16 protein-coding genes are annotated in these 22,881 nt (G+C 63.7%); 2 read left to right on the forward strand and 14 right to left on the reverse strand.

The genetic code is table 11. The features are described 5' to 3' along the window. Positions 1–98: 98 nt before the first annotated feature. The gene (locus Q5Z11_RS12330; protein ID WP_303746689.1) at positions 99–2,168 is read left to right on the forward strand and encodes an EAL domain-containing response regulator; all 2,070 of its coding nucleotides are present in this window, start codon (positions 99–101) and stop codon (positions 2,166–2,168) included. Between the two features lie 239 nt (positions 2,169–2,407). On the opposite strand, the gene fabV is transcribed toward Q5Z11_RS12330, so the two are convergent. The 10 genes from fabV to Q5Z11_RS12380 form a co-directional block, all read right to left on the reverse strand. Next, positions 2,408–3,667 (reverse strand): enoyl-ACP reductase FabV, encoded by a 1,260-nt coding sequence (fabV, locus tag Q5Z11_RS12335; RefSeq protein WP_303746690.1) that lies wholly within the window; start codon positions 3,665–3,667, stop codon positions 2,408–2,410. A gap of 189 nt (positions 3,668–3,856) precedes the next feature. Next, on the reverse strand, positions 3,857–4,825 hold the full coding sequence (gene secF, locus Q5Z11_RS12340) for a protein translocase subunit SecF (protein ID WP_303746691.1): 969 nt from the start codon (positions 4,823–4,825) through the stop codon (positions 3,857–3,859). Positions 4,826–4,886: 61 nt separating this feature from the next. After that, on the reverse strand, positions 4,887–6,731 hold the full coding sequence (gene secD, locus Q5Z11_RS12345) for a protein translocase subunit SecD (protein WP_303746692.1): 1,845 nt from the start codon (positions 6,729–6,731) through the stop codon (positions 4,887–4,889). Positions 6,732–6,788: 57 nt separating this feature from the next. Beyond that, complete coding sequence (gene yajC / locus Q5Z11_RS12350; RefSeq protein WP_303746693.1) at positions 6,789–7,118, reverse strand: preprotein translocase subunit YajC; 330 nt, start codon at positions 7,116–7,118, stop codon at positions 6,789–6,791. 126 nt (positions 7,119–7,244) lie between these two features. After that, positions 7,245–8,384 (reverse strand): tRNA guanosine(34) transglycosylase Tgt, encoded by a 1,140-nt coding sequence (gene tgt, locus Q5Z11_RS12355; RefSeq protein ID WP_303746694.1) that lies wholly within the window; start codon positions 8,382–8,384, stop codon positions 7,245–7,247. Positions 8,385–8,470: 86 nt separating this feature from the next. Further along, a complete protein-coding gene (locus Q5Z11_RS12360; protein WP_303746695.1) occupies positions 8,471–9,472 on the reverse strand; it encodes an ABC transporter ATP-binding protein in 1,002 nt (333 codons plus the stop codon). Further along, entirely contained in the window at positions 9,462–11,114 is a 1,653-nt protein-coding gene (locus tag Q5Z11_RS12365) for an ABC transporter permease (RefSeq protein WP_303746696.1), read from the reverse strand. The genes Q5Z11_RS12360 and Q5Z11_RS12365 overlap by 11 nt, the downstream gene beginning before the upstream one ends. A gap of 72 nt (positions 11,115–11,186) precedes the next feature. Continuing rightward, the gene (locus Q5Z11_RS12370) at positions 11,187–12,263 is read right to left on the reverse strand and encodes a Fe(3+) ABC transporter substrate-binding protein (protein ID WP_303746697.1); all 1,077 of its coding nucleotides are present in this window, start codon (positions 12,261–12,263) and stop codon (positions 11,187–11,189) included. Positions 12,264–12,356: 93 nt separating this feature from the next. Next, positions 12,357–13,400 carry a tRNA preQ1(34) S-adenosylmethionine ribosyltransferase-isomerase QueA gene (gene queA, locus Q5Z11_RS12375; protein WP_303746698.1) on the reverse strand — a complete coding sequence of 348 codons (1,044 nt, stop codon included), beginning with the start codon at positions 13,398–13,400 and terminating at the stop codon, positions 12,357–12,359. A 149-nt stretch (positions 13,401–13,549) separates the two neighbouring features. Continuing rightward, positions 13,550–13,981: an Lrp/AsnC family transcriptional regulator gene (locus Q5Z11_RS12380; RefSeq protein WP_282271858.1), complete on the reverse strand. Its 432-nt coding sequence runs from the start codon at positions 13,979–13,981 to the stop codon at positions 13,550–13,552. 118 nt (positions 13,982–14,099) lie between these two features. Between Q5Z11_RS12380 and Q5Z11_RS12385 the strand changes: the two genes are divergently transcribed. Further along, entirely contained in the window at positions 14,100–15,596 is a 1,497-nt protein-coding gene (locus Q5Z11_RS12385; protein ID WP_303746699.1) for an aminotransferase class III-fold pyridoxal phosphate-dependent enzyme, read from the forward strand. Positions 15,597–15,670: 74 nt separating this feature from the next. Here Q5Z11_RS12385 and Q5Z11_RS12390 read toward each other — a convergent pair whose 3' ends face one another. The 4 genes from Q5Z11_RS12390 to Q5Z11_RS12405 form a co-directional block, all read right to left on the reverse strand. Continuing rightward, positions 15,671–17,089 (reverse strand): efflux transporter outer membrane subunit, encoded by a 1,419-nt coding sequence (locus Q5Z11_RS12390; RefSeq protein ID WP_405051693.1) that lies wholly within the window; start codon positions 17,087–17,089, stop codon positions 15,671–15,673. Beyond that, on the reverse strand, positions 17,089–17,826 hold the full coding sequence (locus Q5Z11_RS12395) for an SDR family oxidoreductase (RefSeq protein WP_303746701.1): 738 nt from the start codon (positions 17,824–17,826) through the stop codon (positions 17,089–17,091). Before Q5Z11_RS12395 ends, Q5Z11_RS12390 begins: the two co-directional genes overlap by 1 nt. A gap of 127 nt (positions 17,827–17,953) precedes the next feature. Next, the gene (locus tag Q5Z11_RS12400; protein ID WP_303746702.1) at positions 17,954–21,124 is read right to left on the reverse strand and encodes an efflux RND transporter permease subunit; all 3,171 of its coding nucleotides are present in this window, start codon (positions 21,122–21,124) and stop codon (positions 17,954–17,956) included. Positions 21,125–21,231: 107 nt separating this feature from the next. Further along, a complete protein-coding gene (locus Q5Z11_RS12405) occupies positions 21,232–22,425 on the reverse strand; it encodes an efflux RND transporter periplasmic adaptor subunit (RefSeq protein WP_405051694.1) in 1,194 nt (397 codons plus the stop codon). Between the last annotated feature and the right edge of the window lie 456 nt (positions 22,426–22,881).

Raw genomic sequence — 22,881 nt, forward strand, 5'->3', positions numbered from 1 at the left:
GCGACTACACTCACGGGAGCACGTCACAGGCAAGCGATCTGCGCATAGACGCCAACGCCGTGCATCGTGTATTAAACCCCGTCCCCCGGGAGTCTTGAATGCAGAACGCCAAAGACATCACCTTGCGCTTGCTGATCGTTGATGACAGCGCCGAGAGCGCCGAGGCCATCGTCAGCACCTTGCGCAACAGCGGCATCGCGGTGCGTCCGTCGCGGCCGCAGAGCGCCGACGAACTGAACCAGGCACTGGGTCAGCCCATCGACCTGGTGCTGGCAGCCAACTCTTACGCCATTCCCCAGTTGCTGTTGACCCAGCAGGTCGCGGCCAGCGGCAAGGACATTCCGATGATCCTGCTGAGCGACAGCATCGATGCACAGATGTTGCTGAACTCAGCCGCCAATGGCATCCGCGCCATCGCCTTGCGCCAGCAGCCGGATCACCTGTTGTCGGTGGTGCAGAACGAATGGACCGACCTGCAGGCGCGACGCGGCCTGCGCCGGATCGAGGCGCAGATGCGCGAGACCGAGCGCCGCTGCGATGCGCTGATCTCGTCCTCGCGCGATCCCATCGCCTACATCCACGAAGGCATGCACATCCGTGCCAACGAAGCCTACCTGGACATGTTCGGCTTCGAGTCCTTCGAGGACGTGGAAGGCATCTCGCTGCTGGACATGGTGGCGCCGCAGCATGTGGAGAACTTCAAGCAACTGCTGAAGTCGCTGAGCAAGGGCGAAGCACCGCCGCCGCAGTACGAAGTGCACGCTCGCAACCAGGATGGCGACACCTTCCCGGCGACCATGGAGTTCACCGCCGCCACCTATGAAGGCGAGAGCTGCTTCCAGATCGTGTTCCGTCGCCGCGAGGAGTTCGACCCCGAGCTGGCGCGCGAAGTAGAAGCCCTGCGCCAGCGCGACCAGGTCACCGGCCTGCTCAACCGCCCAACCTTCATGGTGCAGCTGGAGAACGCCGTGGCCCAGGTCGGCCGCAGCGATGGCCAGTACGGCTTCCTGCTGGTCGAACCGGATCACTATGCACGCCTGCTGCCCGATATCGGCCTGGACTCGGCCGATGCATTGATTGCAGCGCTCGGCCAGAAGCTGGCCCAGGCAATCGGCGAAGACGCGCAGCTGGCCCGCTTTGGCGAACACAATTTCGCCGTACTTACCGAAGGCGACTACGCGCACACCTCGCAGATGGCCGAACGTGTTCGTACTGCGTTTGCCTCTGCGATATTCAGCATCGGCGAACGCTCGGCTACCGTCACCGTCAGCATTGGCGGCGTACAGGTCGGCGAGAAGATTGCCAGCGTCGGCCAGGTCTTGAACCGCGCCAATGACTGCGCGCGCGCGGCGATCGAGCTGGGCGGCAATACGTTCAAGGTATTCGACCCGGGCGCGGCTGACCGCGTCGAGGAAGAACGCATCCAGAGCTGGGTACAGCGCATCCGCCAGGCGGTGGCAGGCGATGGCTTCCATCTCCGCTTCCGGCCTGTGCTGAACCTGATGGGCGAGCCTATCCAGCTGTATGACACCTCACTGCAGATGGAAAACAACGGCGAGACGGTCGGGCCGGCGACATTCCTGCCGATCGCGCAGGAACATGACCTGCTGGCGCCGATCAACCGCTGGGTGGTTGCCAACGCCATCCGCGCGCTGGGCGAGCGTCGCCGCGCCGGTCACCGCACGCACCTGATGGTGCGCATCACCCCGGAGTCGTTCTCCGACCCCGAGCTGCTGTCGGTGATCCGCACCGGCCTGCTGGCCGAAGGCGTGGAAGGCGCGCAGCTGTGGCTGCAGATTCCGGAGGCCAAGGTCTTCACCCACCTGCGCAACGCGCAGCAGTTCCTCAGTGATGTCACCGTGCTGGGCTGCAAGGTCGGTCTGGAGCAGTTTGGCTCGGGTCTGGATTCGTTCCAGCTGCTGGCGCATTTCCAACCCGGCTTCCTCAAGCTGGACAGCGCGTTTACTGCTGACCCTTCGCTGGCCAAGGAGCAGCTGGAGAAGACCCAGGAGATCACTACCAAGGCGCAGTCGGCGGGCATTTTGACCATCGCCGAGTTCGTGGCCGATGCGTCGACGATGAGCTTGCTGTTCAGTGCCGGCGTGGATTACGTGGAAGGCGATTTTGTCGGGCCGCCGACGGCCGAGATGGATTTTGAGTTTGGTTGATGGGTGATTGGGCTGCGTTCTGACGTTCCGCGCTAGAAGCTGCCCTCACCCCAACCCCTCTCCCGCATGCGGGAGAGGGGCTAGCAATCCGCGAGCGCGAGCAATGTCTGCAACCTCAGCTCTAAAGCCCCTCTCCCGCCTGCGGGAGAGGGGTTGGGGTGAGGGGAAGCTCCTAGCTAGAGATGCAAAAAAGAAGGCCGCGTAAAGCGCGGCCTTCTCTCATCCAAAAAACCGAAAACTCAGACCTCGACAATCCCCGGAATAGCCACATCCGGATTCACATCGGCCTCGTAATCCACGCCGTCGATACCGAACCCGAACAGGCGCAGGAAATCGGCCTTGTAGCCGGCCAGGTCGCTGATCTCGTACAGGTTCTCGTTGGTCACCTGCGGCCACAGCTCCAGCACCTTGCCCTGCACTTCCGGCGCCATTTCCTTGTAGTCCGCACGAAGACGGCCTTCGCCGTCCACCAGTGCGATCTCACGGCCCTGCGCGTCCTGCAACTGCTGGCGGATGTGGTCAGCCGCGTTGGCACCGCCCTGCGGGCCGTTGTACAGAATGTCGTACAGGGTATCGAGCTGCTCGATGCAGCCTTCGTGCGTACCCTGCTCTTTCATCACCTTGAACAACAGCGACAGATACAGCGGCATGGTCGGGATCGCCGAGCTGGCCTGGGTTACAACCGCCTTCAGCACCGACACACGCGCATCGCCGCCCAGCCCCTGCAGCTTGTCGCGGATGGCCAGCACCTTGGCGTCCAGATCCTTCTTGGCAGCACCGATGGAACCATTCCAGTAAATGGCCTGGGTGATCTCTTCGCCCACGTAGGTGAATGCAGTAGTGGTGGCACCTGGTGCCAGCACGCCAGCCTCAAGCAGCGCATCGATCCACATCTGCCAGTCTTCGCCACCCATGACCTGCACGGTGCCAGCGATTTCCTCGGCCGTTGCCGGCTGCAGCGTGGTTTCGGTCAGCACTTCCTTGTCGGTGTCCAAGCCACGCAAGGTGATCGGCGCGCCAATCGGCTTCAGAGTGGAGCTGATGATTTCGCCGGTTTTGGGGTGCTTGCGGCGCGGCGCGGCAAGGCTGTAGACCACCTGATCGACCTGACCCAGGTCGGCCTTGATGATCTCGATGACCTTCTGCTTCACCTCGTCGGAGAACGCATCGCCGTTGACGCTGCGCGCATACAGGCCAGCCTGGTGTGCGTACTTCTCGAACGCAGCCGAGTTGTACCAACCCGCCGTACCCGGCTTGGTCTCGCTGCCCGGACGTTCAAAGAACACGCCCAGGGTAGCGGCATCACTGCCGAACGCCGCCTTGATGCGGGCGGCCAGACCGTAACCGGTGGAGGCACCGAGCACCAGCACCTTCTTCGGGCCATTGGCCAGCTTGGGCTGGGCCTTGATGTAATCGATCTGTTCCTTGACCGCCGCATCGCAACCAGTCGGATGGGTGGTGACGCAGATGAAGCCGCGCACACGCGGTTTGATGACCATGAAAACCTCGGTTGGCTAAACAGAAGACAGCAGCACAAGCAGTTTGCGCGCTGAACCGGGAGGATCGTAGTGCGCTGCCGCATCGAAAACAACCGACGCCACCGCATGGACCGCCCTGCCCTCGCCCTTATCGCGGGCAAAAGAAAAGCCGCGCTGGGCGCGGCTTTTCAGCGAGGCAGTGCGATTCCGTCAGGGACGACGGGCCAGCTCTTCCTCATCCTTGGCCTTGGGCAGCAGATCCTGCTTGCTGACCTTGAACGGACCAATGCTCAGCAGCGGCACGGCCACGATGATAGAGGAGATGACCACGATCACGGCACCCACCATGTGGGTTTCGGCCAGGCCTTCCATCGACTCGCCACCGAACATGTACAGCGCCAGTGCGGACAGGAAGAACAGCACCGCGGTGATGACCGTACGCGACAGCGTCTGGTTGATCGAGCGGTTCAGTACTTCCAGCGGCTCCACGCGCAGGCTGCGGAAGTTTTCGCGGACACGGTCGAACACCACGATGATGTCGTTGATGGCAAAACCCATCACCGACAACATACCGGCCAACACGGTCAGGTCGAACTCGCGGCCGAGCAGCGACATGTAGGCAACTGTCAGGATCAGGTCGAAGAACGCGGTGATGCTGGCGACGATGGCGAACTTCCATTCGAAGCGGGCAGCGATGTAGATCAGGAAGCCGATGACCATGAACAACGTGGCGTAGATGCCGTTCATCGCCAGGTCCTTGCCGACCTGCGGACCAACGAACTCGCCCGGCTGGACGGTGGCGACATTGTCCGCCGCAGTCACCGCAACACGGACATTCTCGGCAACCTTCTGTGCAGCATCGGCAGCATTGTTGTGCTCGCCATCTGGCGGCAGGCGGATCATCAGGTCATTGCCGCCGCCAACGCTCTGCACCTGGGCGTTCTCGAAGCCAGCCTTCTCCAGACGCTCGCGCACCGTGTCGGCGTCGATGCTCTTTTCAAAGTGGGTGCGTACGACCGTGCCGCCGGTGAACTCCAGCGCGTAGTTGAAGCCCTTGAAGCCGATGATGGCGAACGAGGCCAGCAGCAACACCACCATGATCGCGAGCACCGGCTTGCGGTGACTCATGAAGTCGATGTTGGTGTCGTTCGGAACGATGTGAAGTGGAAACAGTTTCATGCAAGGAGTTCCTTGGAAAACCCGCACCGGTCAGGTGCGGGCTTCTGCGAAGAGATTCGCGTCAGATGGCCACGGAGTTCAGCTTCTTGCGCTTGGCGTAGATCAGCGTCGCCAGAGCACGCGACACGGTGATCGCAGTGAACATCGAGGCAAAAATACCGATGATCATGGTCAGCGCGAAGCCCTTCAGCGGGCCGGTACCGAACGCGTACAGCGCCACACCGACGATCAGGCCAGTGAGGTTGGCGTCGAGGATGGTGCCCGAGGCACGCTCGTAACCCTCCGCAATCGCCTTCTTCGCCGGCATGCCCAGGCGCAACTCTTCACGGATACGTTCGTTGATCAGCACGTTGGCGTCGACCGACAAGCCGACCGACAAGGCCAGACCGGCAAAGCCCGGCAAGGTCATGGTCGCACCGAACATCGACATCACCGCCACCACGATCAGCAGGTTGAACAGCAGCGCCACCGAGGTGATCACGCCGAACATGCGGTAGTAGATGGCGAAGAACACCAGGGTGAAGATGAACGAGAAGACGACCGCCTTGACGCCGCGGTCCACGTTTTCCTTACCCAGGCTCGGGCCGATCACGTATTCCTCGACGAAGTCCATCGGCGCAGCCAGCGAGCCTGCGCGCAGCAGCTTGGCCAGGCCATCGGCTTCGGTCTTCTCCAGGCCGGTGGTCTGGAATTCCTTGCCGAACACGCCATTGATGTTGGCCACCGAGATCACTTCTTCCTTGACCCGGAAGCTGCGCTGCTCCACGCCATTGACCATGGTCACCTGCGGAATCCGCTCGGTGTAGACCACGGCCATCGGCTTGCCGACATTGGCGCTGGTGAAATCAAACATGCGCTGGCCGCCGACGCTGTTCAGCGTCACGCTGACCGACGGCAGGCCGTTCTGGTCAGTGGAGGTTGCGGCCTTGACCATCTGGTCACCGGTGACGATGGTGCGCTTGTTCAGCAGCACCGGGCGACCGGCGCGGTCGCGGTACAACTTGGCTTCCGGCGGGATGCGGCCGGTGCTGGCGGCATCTTCGGCATTGCCATCAACCACGGCGCGGTATTCCAGCGTCGCGGTGGCACCAATCATGCGCTTGGCTTCGGCCGTGTCCTGCACGCCCGGCAACTCGACCACGATACGGTCTTCGCCCTGGCGCTGGATGATCGGCTCAGCCACGCCCAGTTCGTTGACGCGGTTGCGCAGGGTGGTCAGATTCTGTTCGATGGCGCCGGAGGCGATCTGCAGCATTTCCGCCTGCGGCACGGTGGCGGTGATGCGATCGCCACTGACCGAGTAACTGAAAGTCGGCTGTGCCTTGGCCAGTGCAGCACGAGCCTTGTCGGCATCGGCAGCATTGGTCAGCGCGACCGAGATATCGCTTTCGCCACGACGCTCGACCGAACGGTAGGAGACGCGGTTGTCACGCAGGGTGGTACGCACGTCTTCGGTGAAGGCTTCGAAGCGCTTGTCCACCGCGGCCTTCTGGTCCACCTGCAATGCGAAATGCACGCCGCCGACCAGATCCAGACCCAGCACCATCGGCTTGCCGCCGAGATTGGCCAGCCAATCCGGCACGGTCGAGGCCAGGTTCAGGGCGACGGTGTAGTTTTCGCCTGCCGTCTCACGCAGCACCTCATTGGCGCGCGACTGGGCGTCCAGCGAAGTCAGGCGGACGATCAGGTTGTTCTCGCCCTCCTTCTCCACCGACTTGGCGGTGACACCGGCCTCGCCCAGCGCCTTGTTGACGCGCTCTTGCAGCGCATCATCAATCTGCCCACCACGGTTGGCGGTGATCTGAACGGACGGATCCTTCTGGTAGATGTTGGGCAGCGCATACAGCGCGCTGACCGCCAGAACGATCAGAATCAGGAAGTACTTCCAGCGCGGAAATTCAAGCATTGCAGGATCCTGCGCGACGCCGGTGCGGCGTCACGACGTGACGGAAAGGGATCAGCCTCAGGCGGCGTTCTTCAGCGTGCCCTTGGGCAGGACGTTGCCGACCGAGCCCTTCTGCACGCGGATGCGGACGTTGTCGGCCACTTCCACGGTGATGAAGTTGTCGCCGATGTCGGTGACCACGCCAGCAATACCGCCGGAGGTCAGCACTTCGTCACCCTTGGAGATCTTCTCCAGCATTGCCTTGTGTTCTTTCTGGCGCTTCATCTGCGGGCGGATCATCAGGAAGTACATCACTGCGATCAGTGCGATGGGCAGCAGGAAGGTACCCATGCCCGGTGCGGCCGGAGCGGCCTGGGCGACGGGAAGCAGGATAGCCATGAGAGTCATTTTGTAATCCTTGATGTTGGGCGGCACCCACCCGGGCCGGATGGCCTGCAGCAGTTACCGCGAAACGGGGTCAGCCGTGAAGTATGCCACGCGTCCGGGAGCGCGTCCCGGACAGTGTGAAGACCGCTACTCCCCCGACAACGCCGGGACACTCATGCCCCGGGCTGCATAGAAGGACTCGCGGAAGGCCAGGAAGGTTCCCGCCTCGATGGCCGCGCGCATGTCGGCCATCAGTTTTTCGTAATAGAACAGGTTGTGCAGGGTGCCCAGCATCGGCGCCAGCATCTCGTTGCAGCGGTCCAGGTGACGCAGGTAGGAGCGGGTATAGCCACCGGTACAGGCGTGGCAGCCGCAGCCCGGCTCGATCACGTCCATATCGCGCTCATAGCGGGAGTTGCGGATGCGAACCGTGCCAAACGAGGTGAAAAAGTGGCCGTTACGGGCATTTCGGGTCGGCATGACGCAGTCGAACATGTCCACGCCACGGGCCACGCCTTCAACCAGGTCTTCCGGCCGGCCAACGCCCATCAGGTAGCGCGGGCGATCGGCGGGCAGGATCGGATGCATGTGGTCGAGCATGGCGTTGCGCTCGTGCTCGGGTTCGCCCACCGCCAGGCCGCCGATGGCATAGCCGTCAAAGCCGATCTGCTGCAGGCCCTCGGCCGAGCGGCTGCGCAGCTCGGTGTGCACGCCACCCTGGACGATGCCGAACAGCGCTGCGTCGTTGCCCATGGCGTCATGCGCGTTACGGCTGCGCTGGGCCCAGCGCAGGCTGAGCTCCATCGACTTGCGCGCCACCGGCTCGGTGGCCGGGTACGGGGTGCATTCGTCGAAGATCATGACGATGTCCGAATCCAGCACCTTCTGGATCTTCATGCTCTCTTCCGGGCCCAGGAAGACCCGGGCACCGTCGGTCGGCGAGGCGAACGTGACGCCTTCTTCGGTGATCTTGCGACGATGCGCCAGCGAAAACACCTGAAAACCACCCGAATCGGTCAGGATCGGGCCATTCCACTGGCAGAAGCCATGCAGGCCGCCATGGTCGGCGATCACGTCCAGACCCGGGCGCAGGTACAGATGGAAGGTATTGCCGAGGATGATCTCGGCCCCGAGCGCACGCACCTGCTCTGGCAGCACGCCCTTGACCGTGCCATAGGTGCCAACGGGCATGAAGGCCGGGGTCTGCACGGTGCCACGCGGGAAGGACAGCTGGCCGCGGCGGGCGCGACCATCGGTGTTCTGGAGCTTGAACTGCAATCTGGACATGGAAGCATTGAGGCGTCAGTTGCGCCAATTGTCGCGGATAAGGGCCAGCAGGGCGAACTTTCGGCTGGAACCGTCTATCGGATGGGTCAGTCAGCGAAACGGACCGGCGCTGGATCGTGCCAACCCAGGCCGACTTCAGCCCCGATTTCCGGCAGCTGGTCGGGGGCGAAGTCCAGCTCCAGGCGCTCACCACCGGCCAGACGCACCCAACCACTACTCCCCGGCCCACGGAACACCACGGCCTCCACCCTTGCGCGCAGGGCTGCCTGCGGGTCCAGCTGCAGGCTCTGCGGGCGCACCAGCACCCGCCCACCCTCGCCCATTCCCAACTGCGCTGCATCCACAACTGTGCCACGGCCGATGAAGCCGGCCACGAACGGATCCAGCGGCGCTTGGTACAGCGCCTGCGCCGTGTCCCATTGCAGCAGACGACCGTCGTGCATGACGCCGATGCGGTCGGCCATGGCAAAGGCCTCGCTCTGGTCATGGGTCACCATCAGCACGGTGGTGCCGGCGGCCTTGAGCAGCTCACGCAGTTCGCCGGCAAGCCGCTGGCGGGTATCGACGTCCAGATTGGAGAATGGCTCGTCCAGCAACAGCAGGTCCGGCGCCGGCGCCAAGGCGCGGGCCAGCGCCACGCGCTGTTGTTGGCCTCCGGACAGCTCATGCGGATAGCGCTGCTCCAACCCCGGCAACCCCACATACTGCAACAAGGCCTGCACCCGCGCCTTGCGCTGCGCGCGCGGCAAGCCACGCAGGCCAAAAGCAACGTTCGCCGCCACATCCAGGTGCGGGAACAAGGCGTAGTCCTGGAACATCAGGCCGACCCTGCGCTGCTCGGCCGGCAGCGCCTGCTGCGGCGTCGCCAGTTCCCGACCAGCAAGCACGATACGGCCCTGCTGCAGCGGCTCGAAGCCGGCAATGGTGCGCAGCACGGTGGTCTTGCCGCAGCCGGATGCACCGAGCAGGCAGCCGATCTCGCCGCGTCCGAGCTGCAGCGACAGCCCATCCACAACCCGCTTGAACCCGCCTGCGGCGGGGTAACCAATCTGCAGGTCCTGCAGCAGCAGCTGTGCATCAACGTGCATCTTCGACTCCATATGCGGCACCGGCACGTACCAGCAGGATCACCGGCAACAGGCCGCTGACCACAATCAGCAAGGCCGCCACGGCCCCTTCCTCATACGTGCCCCGCGCCGCTTCCGCGTACAGCCAGGTAGCAAGGGTTTCGAAATTCATTGGCCGCAGCACCAGGGTGGCTGACAGCTCTTTCATGGTGTCGACGAACACCAGCAGCGCCGCGGCAGTCAGGGCTGGACGCAACAACGGCAGATGCACACGCCGCAACATGCCCATCGCACCTTCGCCCAGATTGGCCGCGGCCTGATCCAGCGACAGTGGAATCCGCGCCAGACCCGATTCAATCCCGCCGACAGACACAGCCAGAAAACGCAGCGTATACGCCAGCACCAGCACGCTGACCGAGCCCATCAACAACATCTGCGGCGAGCCACCAATCAGCGCCAGCGCACGTCCCACCAGCGCATCAAGCCCACCCAGCGGCAGCAACAGCCCGATCGCCAGCACCGTGCCCGGTATCGCATAACCCATGGCTGCAGTACGACTGTTGACGGTTGCCAAGCCATCACGCCGCCGCGCCTGCGCCAGCCGCAATGCCCACGCCACCAACAAGCCAAGCGTCATCGCCACCAGGGTTGCCAGCAAGGCCACCCGCAGCGTGTTCCACAACGCGACCAGCAGTTGTGGCGAAACCCCGCCAAGCTGCAGACGCGCGACCGCTTCCCACAGCAGATAGGCCGCCGGCACCAGAAAGCCCAGCAGCACCGGCAGCAGCCCCAACAGCAGCGCAAACACCGCACGCGCGCCATGCAGTTGCAATGGCTGCAACGGACGCGGCCGCAGCACGCTGGCGTAACGCTGCCGCCTCCGACCGTGCCGTTCCAACGCCAACAACAAGGCCACCACACCAAGCATCGCCAGCGCGATCTGCGCCGCACCGGCCAGATCGCCGCGACTGACCCAGGTGGTGTAGATCGAGACCGTCAGCGTCTGCACGCCGAGGAATTCGGAGGCACCGATGTCATTCAGGGTTTCCAGCAAGGCCAGCGCCACGCCCACTGCAATTGCTGGTCGCGCCAACGGCAGCGCGACCCGCCAGAACACCTGCAATGGTGTTGCGCCCAAACTGCGCGCCGCTTCCAGCAAGCCCGCAGCCTGGGTCATGAACAAGGCACGGGTGGTCAGGTACACGTAGGGGTAAAGCACGAAGCCGAGCAACACGATGCAACCGCCGAGATGTCGGATATCCGGTAAACGGAAATCGCGCGGGCTGTCATAGCCGAGCAGGTCACGGATCAATCCCTGCACCGGACCAAGCGGATGCAGCACATCCAGATACGCGAACGCTGCGATATAGGTAGGCACGGCCAAGGGCAGCAGCAAGGCCCAACTCAGCAGCTTGCGCCCGGGGAATGCAAACGCCGTTACCAACCAGGCACTGCCGGTACCAAGCACGCCGACCAGAACGCCGACACCCAGCAACAGCAGGCCGGTATTGAGCAGCGCCGTAGGCAACACATTGGCCCATAGATGCGCCCACAGCCCGGCACTGCCGTCGCTAGCCGCCCACGCCAGGCCCAGCAGCGGTGCCAGCATCAAGGCTGCCACCGATGTCGCACCCAGCAGCCACGGATTCCATCGCAACACCATCAAGCGCTATCCATTACAAAGCAGCAGGCCGGCACCGCATCCGCAGCGCCGGCCTGTCGGGAAGCCGCAGGTTCAATTATCGAAGCCGACCTTGTCCACCAGCTCACTGGCCAACTTGCGGTTGGCGACGACCTCGGCCAATGGCAGCGGATCCACCTTCATCGGACCGAAGCTGGCAACCACCGGGTCCAGCGCAACGCCAGGCTTGACCGGATATTCGTAATTGGCGCGTGCATACAGGCTCTGCGAGCTGTCACTTACCAGGTATTCCAGCAGCTTGACCGCGTTGTCGTGATTGGGCGCATGGCGGGCGACAGCGGCGCCTGAGATGTTGACGTGGGTACCGGTATCGGCGGCGCTGGCAAACACCGGGCGCACCACCTGGATGGCATCACCCCAAGCGCGCTGCTCCGAGCCTTCTTCGGCATTTTTCATGCGACCAACGTAATACGCATTGGCCACGCCGATATCGCAGATGCCGGCAAGGATGTCGCGCGCCACATCGCGATCACCACCAGCGGCCTTGCGCGCGAGGTTGGCCTTGACCGCGCGCAACCAGGCTTCGGTCTTCTCCGCACCGTCGTGCGCGATCATCGCCGCGAACAGGCTGGTGTTATAGGGATGCTGGCCAGAACGGATGCATACCCGGCCCTTCCACTTCGGGTCGGCAAGGTCTTCGTAGGTGAAACCGGTCAGGTCCAGATCCTTGTCGGCATAGACCACGCGGTCACGCAGCGACAGTGCGAACCATTGGCCTTCCGGCGAACGCAGGTGCGCCGGAATCGCGGTTTCCAGCACCGACGAGTTCACCGCCTGGGTGTGGCCGGCCTCGACCACGTCGAGCAAGCGACCGGTATCCACCGTCATCAGCACGTCAGCCGGCGAACGCTCGCCTTCTGCCGCGAGCCGTTCGGTCAAGCCGTCCTTGAGCATCACGGTATTGACCTTGATGCCCGTGTCCGCGGTGAACGCGTCCAATAGCGGCTGTACCAGCCCGGGCTCACGTGTGGTGTAAAGGTTGACCTCACCCGCTGCAGCCTGCGGTGCGGCCGCGGGCGTAGCGGTATCACTGGTTTTGGCGCAGGCGCCAAGCAGGACGAGGGAACACAGGGCAGCCAGATGGCCGGCGGCACGCTTCGGATGACGCATGATTTACTCCGGAAGTGGTCGTCGGTCCCGGCCACGATGGCCGGACACGGATCAAATGAGAACTTATCTCATTTGATCCGTCCGTGCACTGCGTCAATCAGCCGCACCTACCGCAGCGGGGAACAGCAGCATGGCATCGCCGTAGCTGAAGAAGCGGTACTTCTGCGCGATGGCATGCGCATAAGCTTCGAAAACACGCTCCTTGCCGGCGAATGCGCTGATCATCATCAGCAAGGTGCTTTCCGGCAGATGGAAGTTGGTGACCATCGCATCGACGCTGCGGATGCGATAACCCGGGGTGATGAAGATCTGGGTTTCGCCCGCGTAAGGATGCAGTTCGCCCTCGCGCATCGCGCTCTCCAGCGCCCGCACCACGGTGGTGCCAACACCAATCACGCGGCCGCCGGCAGCACGGGTGCGCCGCACCTGCTCGACCAGCTCGGCACCTACATTGAGCCATTCGCGGTGCATGACGTGCTGGGAAAGATCGTCCACCCGCACCGGCTGGAAGGTACCTGCGCCGACATGCAGGGTGATGTGGCCGAACTGCACGCCACGTTCGCACAGCTGCCCCAGCAGCGCTTCATCGAAATGCAGGCCCGCGGTCGGTGCAGCCACGGCGCCCACCTGCTTGGCGAACACCGTCTGGTAGCGCTCGCGGTCATCCATACCCGGCTCACGGTGGATATAAGGCGGCAGCGGCAGGCGGCCTTCGTGCACCAGCCAGGACTCCAGAGACTCCGGAATATCAAAGCGCAGCACATAGAACTCGCCATCGCGGCCAAGCACCTCGGCTTCGCCACCGGCATCAAGCTGAATGCGACTGCCGGCCTTGGGCGACTTGCTGGCGCCGATCTGTGCACGTGCCTGCTGCCCGCCGAGCAGACGCTCGATCAGGATCTCGACGCGGCCGCCGCTGGCTTTCTGCCCGAACAGGCGTGCCGGAATGACGCGGGTGTCGTTGAACACCAGCAGGTCGCCGGGCTGCAGCAGCTCGGCCAGATCGCGCACCTGGCGGTCATCGAACGCGGCCGGTGCAGGCGGAACCAACAGCAGGCGGCTGGCCGAACGCTCGGCCAAGGGAGCCTGGGCGATCAATTCCTCAGGCAGGTCATAGGTGAAATCGGACTTCTTCAAGGCCGGAACTTCGTACGGGGAGCCGGGTATTGTAGCTCTCACGGGCGGAAGAGCTGGTTTTCCAAATTTCGGCTCCGATGCGGTGACCGCGTTGAATCAACAGCCATGAAAGCCGAAACGGCGACCCGTCCGGCACCGTCCCGACTGGATCAACGTTCAAACTTCGTGGAAAGAATGATCGCGCTGTTGGTCCGCTCCACCCCATCGACCGCGCCGATCGCATCGGTCACGACGTCCATCTCACTGACCCCGCCGACCACCACCATCGCGATCAGGTCATGGTTGCCGCTTACCGAATGCAGTGAGCGCACTTCGGTGATATCACGCAGCGCCTTGACCACCGCCGGCATCTTCTTTGGCAGCACCGTGATCAGCACGTGCGCGCGCACCTGGCCCTGCTCGTAGTCCTCGTGGGTGCGCACCGTGTAGCCGGCAATCACCCCCAACTGCTCCAGTCGGTCAATCCGGCTCTGCACCGTGGTCCGTGACAATCCCAGGCGACGGGCAATCTGCGCGGTTGACGCGCGCGCATCCTCACGGAGCACGGACAACAGGCGTTCGTCGGCAGGAGAAATATTCACATTGCAAACCAGCTTCGTCGATTCGACGAAATTACCCGAAAATCCGTCGAGATCATAGCTGCCATATGTCCAGAATCTCCACATAATGGGTATATACAAGAAACTTCTGGAGATGAGCATGACCGTACTCGGCCCCCTCGCCCCGCTTCGCGCGCACGCCGGCAGCCGCCTGACCCAAGGCCTGGACGACGCCAGCGTTGAACGCCTGGCCGTTGCTCACCCGGACCTGGCCGGCGCCATCGCCGCAGCCGCCAGCGAATACGCCCGCATCAAGGACGAAGCCGCCGACCTGCTGGATCTGGACGAACAGGACCAGATCGACGCCATGCAGGCCGGCTTCGTCAATTTCTATGCCGACGATGCCATCGTTCCCTATATCGCCCTGGCCGCCTGCGGCCCGTGGGTGGTCTCGCTCAAGGGCGCCGTGCTGTATGACGCCGGCGGCTACGGCATGCTCGGCTTCGGCCACACCCCGGCCGACGTGATGGCGGCAGCAGCCAAGCCGCAGGTCATGGCCAACATCATGACCCCGAGCCTGGCCCAGCGTCGCTTCGTGCAGGCCATGCGCAAGGAAATCGGCCACAGCCGTGGCGGTTGTCCGTTCACTCACTTCATGTGCTTGAACTCCGGCTCCGAGGCCGTCGGTCTGGCCGCACGCATCGCCGACATCAACGCCAAGCTGCAGACCGATCCGGGTGCACCGCATGCCGGCGCCACCATCAAGCGGGTGGTGATCAAGGGCAGCTTCCACGGCCGCACCGACCGCCCGGCCCTGTACTCGGACTCCAGCCGCAAGGCCTATGACCAGCACCTGGCCAGCTACCGCGGCGAAAACAGCGTCATCACCGTTGCGCCTTACGACGAAGCAGCGATGCGCAAGGTGTTTGCCGATGCCAAGGCCAACAACTGGTTCATCGAGGCGGTATTCCTGGAGCCGGTGATGGGCGAAGGCGACCCCGGCCGCGCGGTACCGGCCAGCTTCTACAAGCTGGTCCGCGAACTGACCCGCGAGCACGGCAGCCTGCTGCTGATCGACTCCATCCAGGCCGCACTGCGTGCGCACGGCACCCTGTCCTTCGTCGACTACCCGGGCTACGAGACGCTGGATCCGCCGGACATGGAAACCTATTCCAAGGCATTGAACGGCGCGCAGTTCCCGCTGTCGGTGCTGGCCGTCACCGAGCATGCCGCCAAGCTCTACCGCAAGGGCGTGTACGGCAACACCATGACCACCAACCCGCGCGCGCTGGATGTGGCCGTTGCCACCCTCGCCCGCCTGTCGCCGGAAGTTCGCCAGAACATCCGCCTGCGCGGCGAACAGGCCGTGCAGAAACTGGAAGCGCTCAAGACCAAGCTCGGCGGCCTGATCACCAAGGTGCAGGGCACCGGCCTGCTGTTCTCCTGCGAACTAGCCCCGCAGTTCAAATGCTATGGCGCCGGCTCCACCGAAGAATGGCTGCGCATGCACGGCGTCAACGTGATCCACGGCGGCGAGAACTCGCTGCGTTTTACCCCGCATTTCGGCATGGATGAAGAAGAGCTCGACGTGCTGGTGGACATGGTTGGTCGTGCACTGGTTGAAGGCCCGCGCCGGGCGCAGGCTGACGCCGCCTGATCTTCCGTGATGCGTAACGAAACAGGCGGCCATTGGCCGCCTGTTTCGTTGAAGATCCAGAAACGTTCGATCTATCAGCGCACGCTTGTAACCGCCAATGCAGGGCCAGGCTGTCCACCCCAACCGCCCAGTGCCTTGTAGACAGCAACGACACTGACATTCACCGAAGCCTCCGCTGCGGCCAATGCATCATCCGCGGCCAGCTGATTACGCTGCGCATCCAGCAACGCCAGGAAATCCTCGGAACCTTCGCGGTAGCGCAGCTGTGCCAAGGACTCCGCCTTGCGTGCCGCCTGCGCCTGCTCCGCCACAATGCCCAAGCGCGCCTGCTGCTTGGCGTAGCGGGTCAGCGAGTTCTCGGTGTCTTCCAAGGCCAGCAACACCGCCTTCTCGTACTCGGCTGCCGCGCCATCGGCCTGCGCCTTGCTTGCACGCAGGCGCGCACGCACGGTGCCGAAGTCGAACGCCGCCCAACTGATCGACGGGGTCAACGACCAGGCCTTGTTGTTGCCGTTCACCAGACCGGAGGCATCGCCGCCCAGGAAGCCGACGAAACCACTCAGGCTGATGCGCGGGAACAGATCGGCCGTCGCCACGCCAACACGTGCCGTGGCTGCAGCAAGGCGACGCTCGGCCATGCGCACATCGGCGCGCTGCCGCAGCAGGTCACTGGTATCGCCCAGCGGCAAGGCCTTGGCGAATGCAGGTACATCGCGTGGTTGCAGCAACGCGTCCAGCGAACCTGGACGCTGCCCAAGCAACACGGCAAGGCGATGCCGCGACTGCACCTCGGACACTTCCAGCAACGGAATATCCGCCTCGATCGCCTTCAAGCGGGCACGGCTGCTCTGCACGTCCAGCTCGCTGCCTGCGCCCAGTTCCAGCCGGGTTTCGGTCAGGCGCTGGGTCTCGCGCAGATTGACCAAGGTGTCGCGCGCAACCGCAATCCGCTTCTGTGAGCCGCGCAACTCGAAGTAATTGCGTGCCACCTCCGCCGCCACCATTACCTGCGCATCGGCAAGGTTGTCGCGTTCGGCGCCGAGGTCGGCCCTTGCCGCTTCGGCTGCACGCCGCTGCCGACCAAACAGATCCAGCTCCCAGCCTGCGTCGAAACCAAGTTGATAGGTTTCGCTGTAGACACGCTCGCCGCCGACCGATGCGTCGGGCTGCTTGCGCCGATCCTGACTGCCAGCAGCGGTAACGTGTGGGAGCTGATCCAAGCGTTGCTCGGTGAACGCTGCACGTGCAGCGCGCACGCGGGCCATGGCGATCTGCAGGTCCAGGTTCTCGCCGAGCGCGCCCTGCACCAGCTGCGCCAGCACCGGATCATCAAACTGCGCCCACCAGTTGGCCACCGGTGGTGCGCTGGAGAATGCGGCATCCGCCGCGCCCTGCAGGCGCACCGGCTCGACCGGTGCTGCCTTGTAGTCCGGGCCAACGGTCACGCAACCGGCCAGCAAGGCGCTGGCCATTGCCGTCACCAATACGCGCATCACCACGGCAGCACCTCGCCGAGGTAGCTGAAGCTGCCCGTCGGGCCATCGGCGCCAATCAAGGCCATGCCGACGCTGGAACGTGCGCCTTCGGCGATCTCGATCTCACCTTCGCCACCGTTCATGTCGGTCTTGACGTAGCCCGGGTGTACCGCATTGACCTTGACCGTGCCGTCGCGCAGCTCGTGCGCCAGCTGCACCGTCCAGGCATTCAGCGCGCTCTTGGACGCGTTGTAGGCCGGCACGATGAAACCGTAGATCGGGGAACCCGGCTGGGAATGCAGGGTCAAGGAGCCAAGGATGCTGGACACATTGACGATGCGCCCGGCCGGCGAGGCACGCAGCAGCGGCAGGAAGGCGAGCGTCACCTCAACCACGGCGAACAGATTGGTGTTGAAGGTGCTGCGCCAGGTTTCCAGTGTCTGGCCGCTGGCACCGGCCTGCGGGTCATCGACAAGCACGCCGGCGTTGTTGACCAGGATATCGAGACGACCGTGCAGCTGCTGCACGCGCTCGACCGCCACCGCAATGCTGTCGCTGTCGTTGACGTCGAGCTGGATGGCCTCGACCGGCAGGCCTTCGGCCTGCAGCTCCTGCGCCTTTGCGGCGGCGGTTTCGTAGCTGCGCCCGGCCAGCAGGGTGTGCACACCAGCGGCAGCAAGCTGGCGCACGGTTTCAAAGCCGATGCCGCGGGTGCCGCCGGTAACCAGGGCGATTTTCGTGTTCTGGGTATTCATTGGTTCTTCCTTGCAGGAATGAGGTGATACAGGCTCGGAAACATTTCAAACCGTCCTTGCCATTACGCTGGCAAGAACCTGCGGGAGGCGAACAACTGCCGCCTCCCGCAACGCATTCACAGATGCCTCAATGATGGATGGTCGGCTCGCCATGCTGCACCAACTTGCCGCCGCCGTTGCGTGAAACGAACTTGCGCAGCGCGACATAGAAGACCGGCGTCAGGAACAGGCCAAACAAGGTGACGCCCAGCATGCCGGCAAACACGGTGATACCCGTGACCGAGCGCACCTCGGCACCCGCGCCATGCGAGAACACCAGCGGGACGGTGCCGGCGATGAAGGCGATCGAGGTCATCACGATCGGGCGCAGACGCAGGCGGCAGGCTTCCAGTGCCGCTTCGACAATGCCCTTGCCGCCCATCTCCAACTCGCGGGCGAACTCGACGATCAGGATCGCGTTCTTACACGCCAGGCCCATCAACACCACCAGACCAACCTGCACGAACACGTTGTTGTCACCGCCGGTCAGCCAGACGCCAAACAGCGCAGACAGCAGCGTCATCGGCACGATCAGGATCACCGCCAGCGGCAACGACCAGCTCTCGTACAACGCCGCCAGCACCAGGAAGGCCAGCAGGATCGCCACCGGGAACACGATGAAGGCGGCCTTGCCCTGGGTCGCCTGCTGGTAGCTCAGGTCGGTCCATTCGGTGACCATGCCAGCCGGCAATACCTGCCCTGCAATCTCGGTGAGCTTGTTCATCGCCTCGGCCGAGGACAGCATGCGCGGATCGGCCTCGCCGGCCAGGTCAGCCGCCGGGTAACCGTTGAAGCGCAGCACCGGGTCCGGACCATAGGTTTCCTTGACGGTCACCATCGAGCCGATCGGCACCATTTCGCCGCGATCATTGCGGGTACGCAGCTTGCCGATGTCTTCCACGCTGTCACGGAACTGGCCATCTGCCTGGGCGATCACCTGCCAGGTACGACCGAACTGGTTGAAGTCGTTGATGTAGGCCGAGCCCAGGTAGGTCTGCAGCGTGTCGAACAACTCGGTCAGCTGCACGCCCTGTGCCTTGGCCTTGACCCGGTCAACTTCCGCATCCAGCTGCGGCACATTGGCCTGGTAACTGGTGATCGGATAGGCCATGCCTGGCGTCTGTGCAACCGCACCCTGCATGCTCTGCACCGCGTTCTGCAGGGCGCCGTAGCCGAGATTGCCACGGTCCTCGATGAACATCTGGTAGCCGTTGCCATTGCCCAGGCCCAGGATCGGCGGCGGCATCATCGCGAAGGCAAAGCCTTCCTGCAGCCCGGCGATCTTCTGGTTGATCTCGGCATTGATCTGCGCAGCGGTACGCCCATGACGTTCATTGAACGGCTTGAGCGGGATGAAGGCCACACCGGTATTCGGCGTATTGGTGAACTGCAGTGCATTCAAGCCGGGGAACGAAATGGTGTGGGCGACACCATCGGTTTCCTGGGCGATCTTGGCGACCTTGCGCAGCATTTCATCGGTACGCGCGATCGACGAACCTTCCGGCAGCTTCACGCCAGCGATCAGGTACAGCTTGTCCTGGGTCGGGATGAAGCCCGGCGGCACCAGCTTGAAGATCAGGCCGGTACCCACCAGCAACACCGCATAGACCACGAACACCGCACCGCGACGACCGAGGATGCGCGAAACACCACGCTCGTACTTCTCCGAACTGGTCTTGAAGAAGCGGTTGAACGGACGGAACACCCAGCCAAACAACTTGTCGATCAAACGGCTCGGTGCATCCTTGGCCGCACCATGCGGCTTGAGCAGACGCGCAGCCAGCGCCGGCGACAGGGTCAGCGAGTTGATCGCCGAGATCACCGTGGAAATGGCGATGGTCACCGCGAACTGCTTGTAGAACTGGCCGGTGACGCCGGACAGGAACGCCATCGGCACGAACACCGCACACAGCACCAGCGCAATCGCAACGATCGGGCCGGACACTTCCTTCATTGCTTGATGCGCAGCCGCGGTCGGCGACAGGCCTTCTTCGATGTTGCGTTCGACGTTCTCCACCACCACGATCGCGTCATCGACCACGATGCCGATCGCCAGCACCAGCCCGAACAGGCTCAGCGTATTGATCGAGAAGCCCAGCAGGTACAGTGCAGCGAAGGTACCGACCACCGACACCGGTACTGCGATCAGCGGAATGATCGAGGCGCGCCAGGTCTGCAGGAACAGGATCACCACCAACACCACCAGCGCGATGGCTTCCAGCAGCGTGGTGACCACGGCCTTGATCGAATCACGCACGAAGATTGTGGTGTCGTACACCGCCTCGTACTTCACGTCGGCCGGGAAGCTCTTCTGCAGCTCGTCCATGGTGCCGATGACGGAGTCACGGATCTCCAATGCATTGGCACCCGGCGCCTGGAAGATGCCGATACCGACCGCATTCTTGCCATCCAGCTGCGAACGCAAGGTGTAATCACCCGCGCCCAGTTCGATGCGAGCAACGTCGGACAGGCGCACCATCTCACCGTCCGTGCCAGCCTTGAGCACGATGTCGCCGAACTCCTGCTCGCTGCGCAGGCGGCCCTGCGCGTTGATGAGCGTCAGGAATTGGCTGTTCGGCATCGGCTCGGCACCAAGCTGGCCAGCCGATACCTGTACGTTCTGCTCGCGCATCGCACGCACGACGTCGCTGGCGGTCAGCCCGCGCGAGGCGACCTTGTCCGGGTCCAGCCAGGCACGCATGGCGTAGTCACCGCCACCGAAGATCTGCGCGTCACCTACACCAGGGATACGCGCCAGCCCATCCTTGACGTGCAGGCGTGCGTAGTTGCGCAGGTACAAGGTGTCGTAGGTGCCCTTGGGTGAGGTCAGGTGCACGACCATCAGGAAGGTCGGCGACTGCTTCTGGGTGGTCACGCCCTGCCGCCGCACGTCCTCGGGCAAGCGTGCCTGCGCCTGTGCAACGCGGTTCTGCACCTTCACCGCGGCTTCGTCCGGATCGGTACCCGGACGGAAGGTGACGGTCATCTGCAGCACGCCATCGGAACCGGCCACCGACTTGAGGTACATCATGCCCTCAACGCCGTTGATCGCTTCCTCCAGCGGCGTAGCCACGGTTTCAGCAATCACCTTGGGGTTGGCGCCCGGGTACACGGTACGCACCACCACCGACGGCGGCACCACTTCCGGGTACTCACCTATCGGCAGGAACGGGATGCTGACCAGGCCAGCGGCGAAGATCACGATCGACAACACCGCCGCGAAGATCGGCCTGTCGATGAAAAATCTGGAAAAATCCATGGGAAATCCTTGGAAAAGCTGGCGTCAGGCTGCAGCCGCCCTGCCCGCCCCCAATCGGGAGCAGGCACGCACGGCCGGCAGCCACGCCGGCAAACATGATTGGCGGCTTAGTTGATGCTGCTCACGGCCTGGGTGGCGGGTGCAGCACGCTGCATCGCAACCGCCTTGGCCTGCACCGGCATGCCCGGCATGAACACCTTCTGCACGCCGTCGACGATGACCTTGTCGCCGGCAGCCAGGCCTTGTTCGACGATGCGCAGGCCCTCGGCATTGCGGCCTAGCTGCACGTCGCGCCGCTGTGCCTTGTTGTCCTTATCCAGCACGTAGACGTACTTGCGGTCCTGGTCGGTCAGCACGGCCTTGTCGTCCACCAACACTGCCTGGAACTGGCCGCTGCCCAACAGCTGCACGCGTGCAAACAGGCCGGGAGTGAACTGGCGGCTGGCGTTGTCCAGCAGCGCCCGCACGCGGATGGTGCCGGTGCTGCGGGTGATCTGGTTATCGACGAAGTTGACCTTGCCGTCGTGCGGGTAGCCTTCCTCACCGCTCAAACCGACCTTCACCGGCAGCGCCTGGTCGCGCTCGCTCGGGCGTTCGCCATCGCGTGCCATCTGTGCGTAACGCAGATAGGTGGACTCGTCCGCATCGAAGTAGACATGCACCGTATCCAGCGACACCAGCGTCGTCAGCACGCTGGCGGCGTCACCGGCAGTGACCAGATTGCCAGCTGTCACCATCGCCCGCCCGGCGCGTCCATCAATCGGTGCACGCACCTTGGTGAACTCCAGGTTGAGCCGTGCGGCATCCAGAGCCGCCTGCGCGGCCTGCACCTGCGCGCCAGCCTGGTCGGCGCTGGCGCGCCGCTGCTCGGCGGTTTCGGCAGCGATGGCCTGCTGTTCGGCCAGACGACGCGCACGCTCGGACTCGCTGCGCGCAAGACCGGCCTGGGTGCGGGCACGGTTCAACTCGGCCTGTGCCCGGTTGAATTCGGCCTGGTAGCTGCGCGCGTCGATGGTGAACAGCACGTCACCCTTCTTCACTTCATCGCCTTCGACGTAATTGACCTTGTCGATGTAGCCGGAGACGCGCGGGCGCAGTTCAACACTCTGTACCGCCTCGATGCGGCCGCTGAACTCATCCCACTGGGCGACCTGCTTGATCAGCACTGGCGCAACACTGACTTCGGGCGCTGGCGGCGCGCCATTTTCGGCGTGGCCACCGCTGCAGGCGACCAGTACGGCCAGACTGAGCGCTGACATGCCGGCCAACGCGACGCGGCGCAACGTGGGTGATGGGGAGATACCTTTCATTTCGTGCTCCAAGGGGGAGGTGATCAGGGAATTGCAGGACTTCAAAGTGGAGCTCGACATCGCGGTGCCGGCGGCCAGCCGCGCACCGATCCGCGCAGCAGGTCCTTGGCCGGTCGTAACAGCGCTGGTTGCGGCGGGATCACTGTCCCGTCCGCGGAAATTTTTGGACCATTGGTGGGACAAAGCGCCCCAGTACGCGGCGCAATGCCACCGCGGCACCACGCCAGGAGGCTCCCGCGCCGGGCCCGTTCAAGTCGCCAAGCAAGGACTCAAACTGCAATGGATTCAATCGATTGCCCGCCAACCTTGAAGGCAAAGCATTGCGGTAACTGGGTTCGCGGCGTGGCGCTGGCAGAGCCATGGGGGAGCGCATACGCATGACGGCAAGTCCGGGTCGGGGGCAGGCGTACAAGATAGGCCTCAAAATCAGACTTGATTAGTACGGAT

It is taken from the genome of Stenotrophomonas sp. 610A2, assembly GCF_030549615.1.
Taxonomy (GTDB): Bacteria; Pseudomonadota; Gammaproteobacteria; order Xanthomonadales; family Xanthomonadaceae; genus Stenotrophomonas; species Stenotrophomonas pigmentata.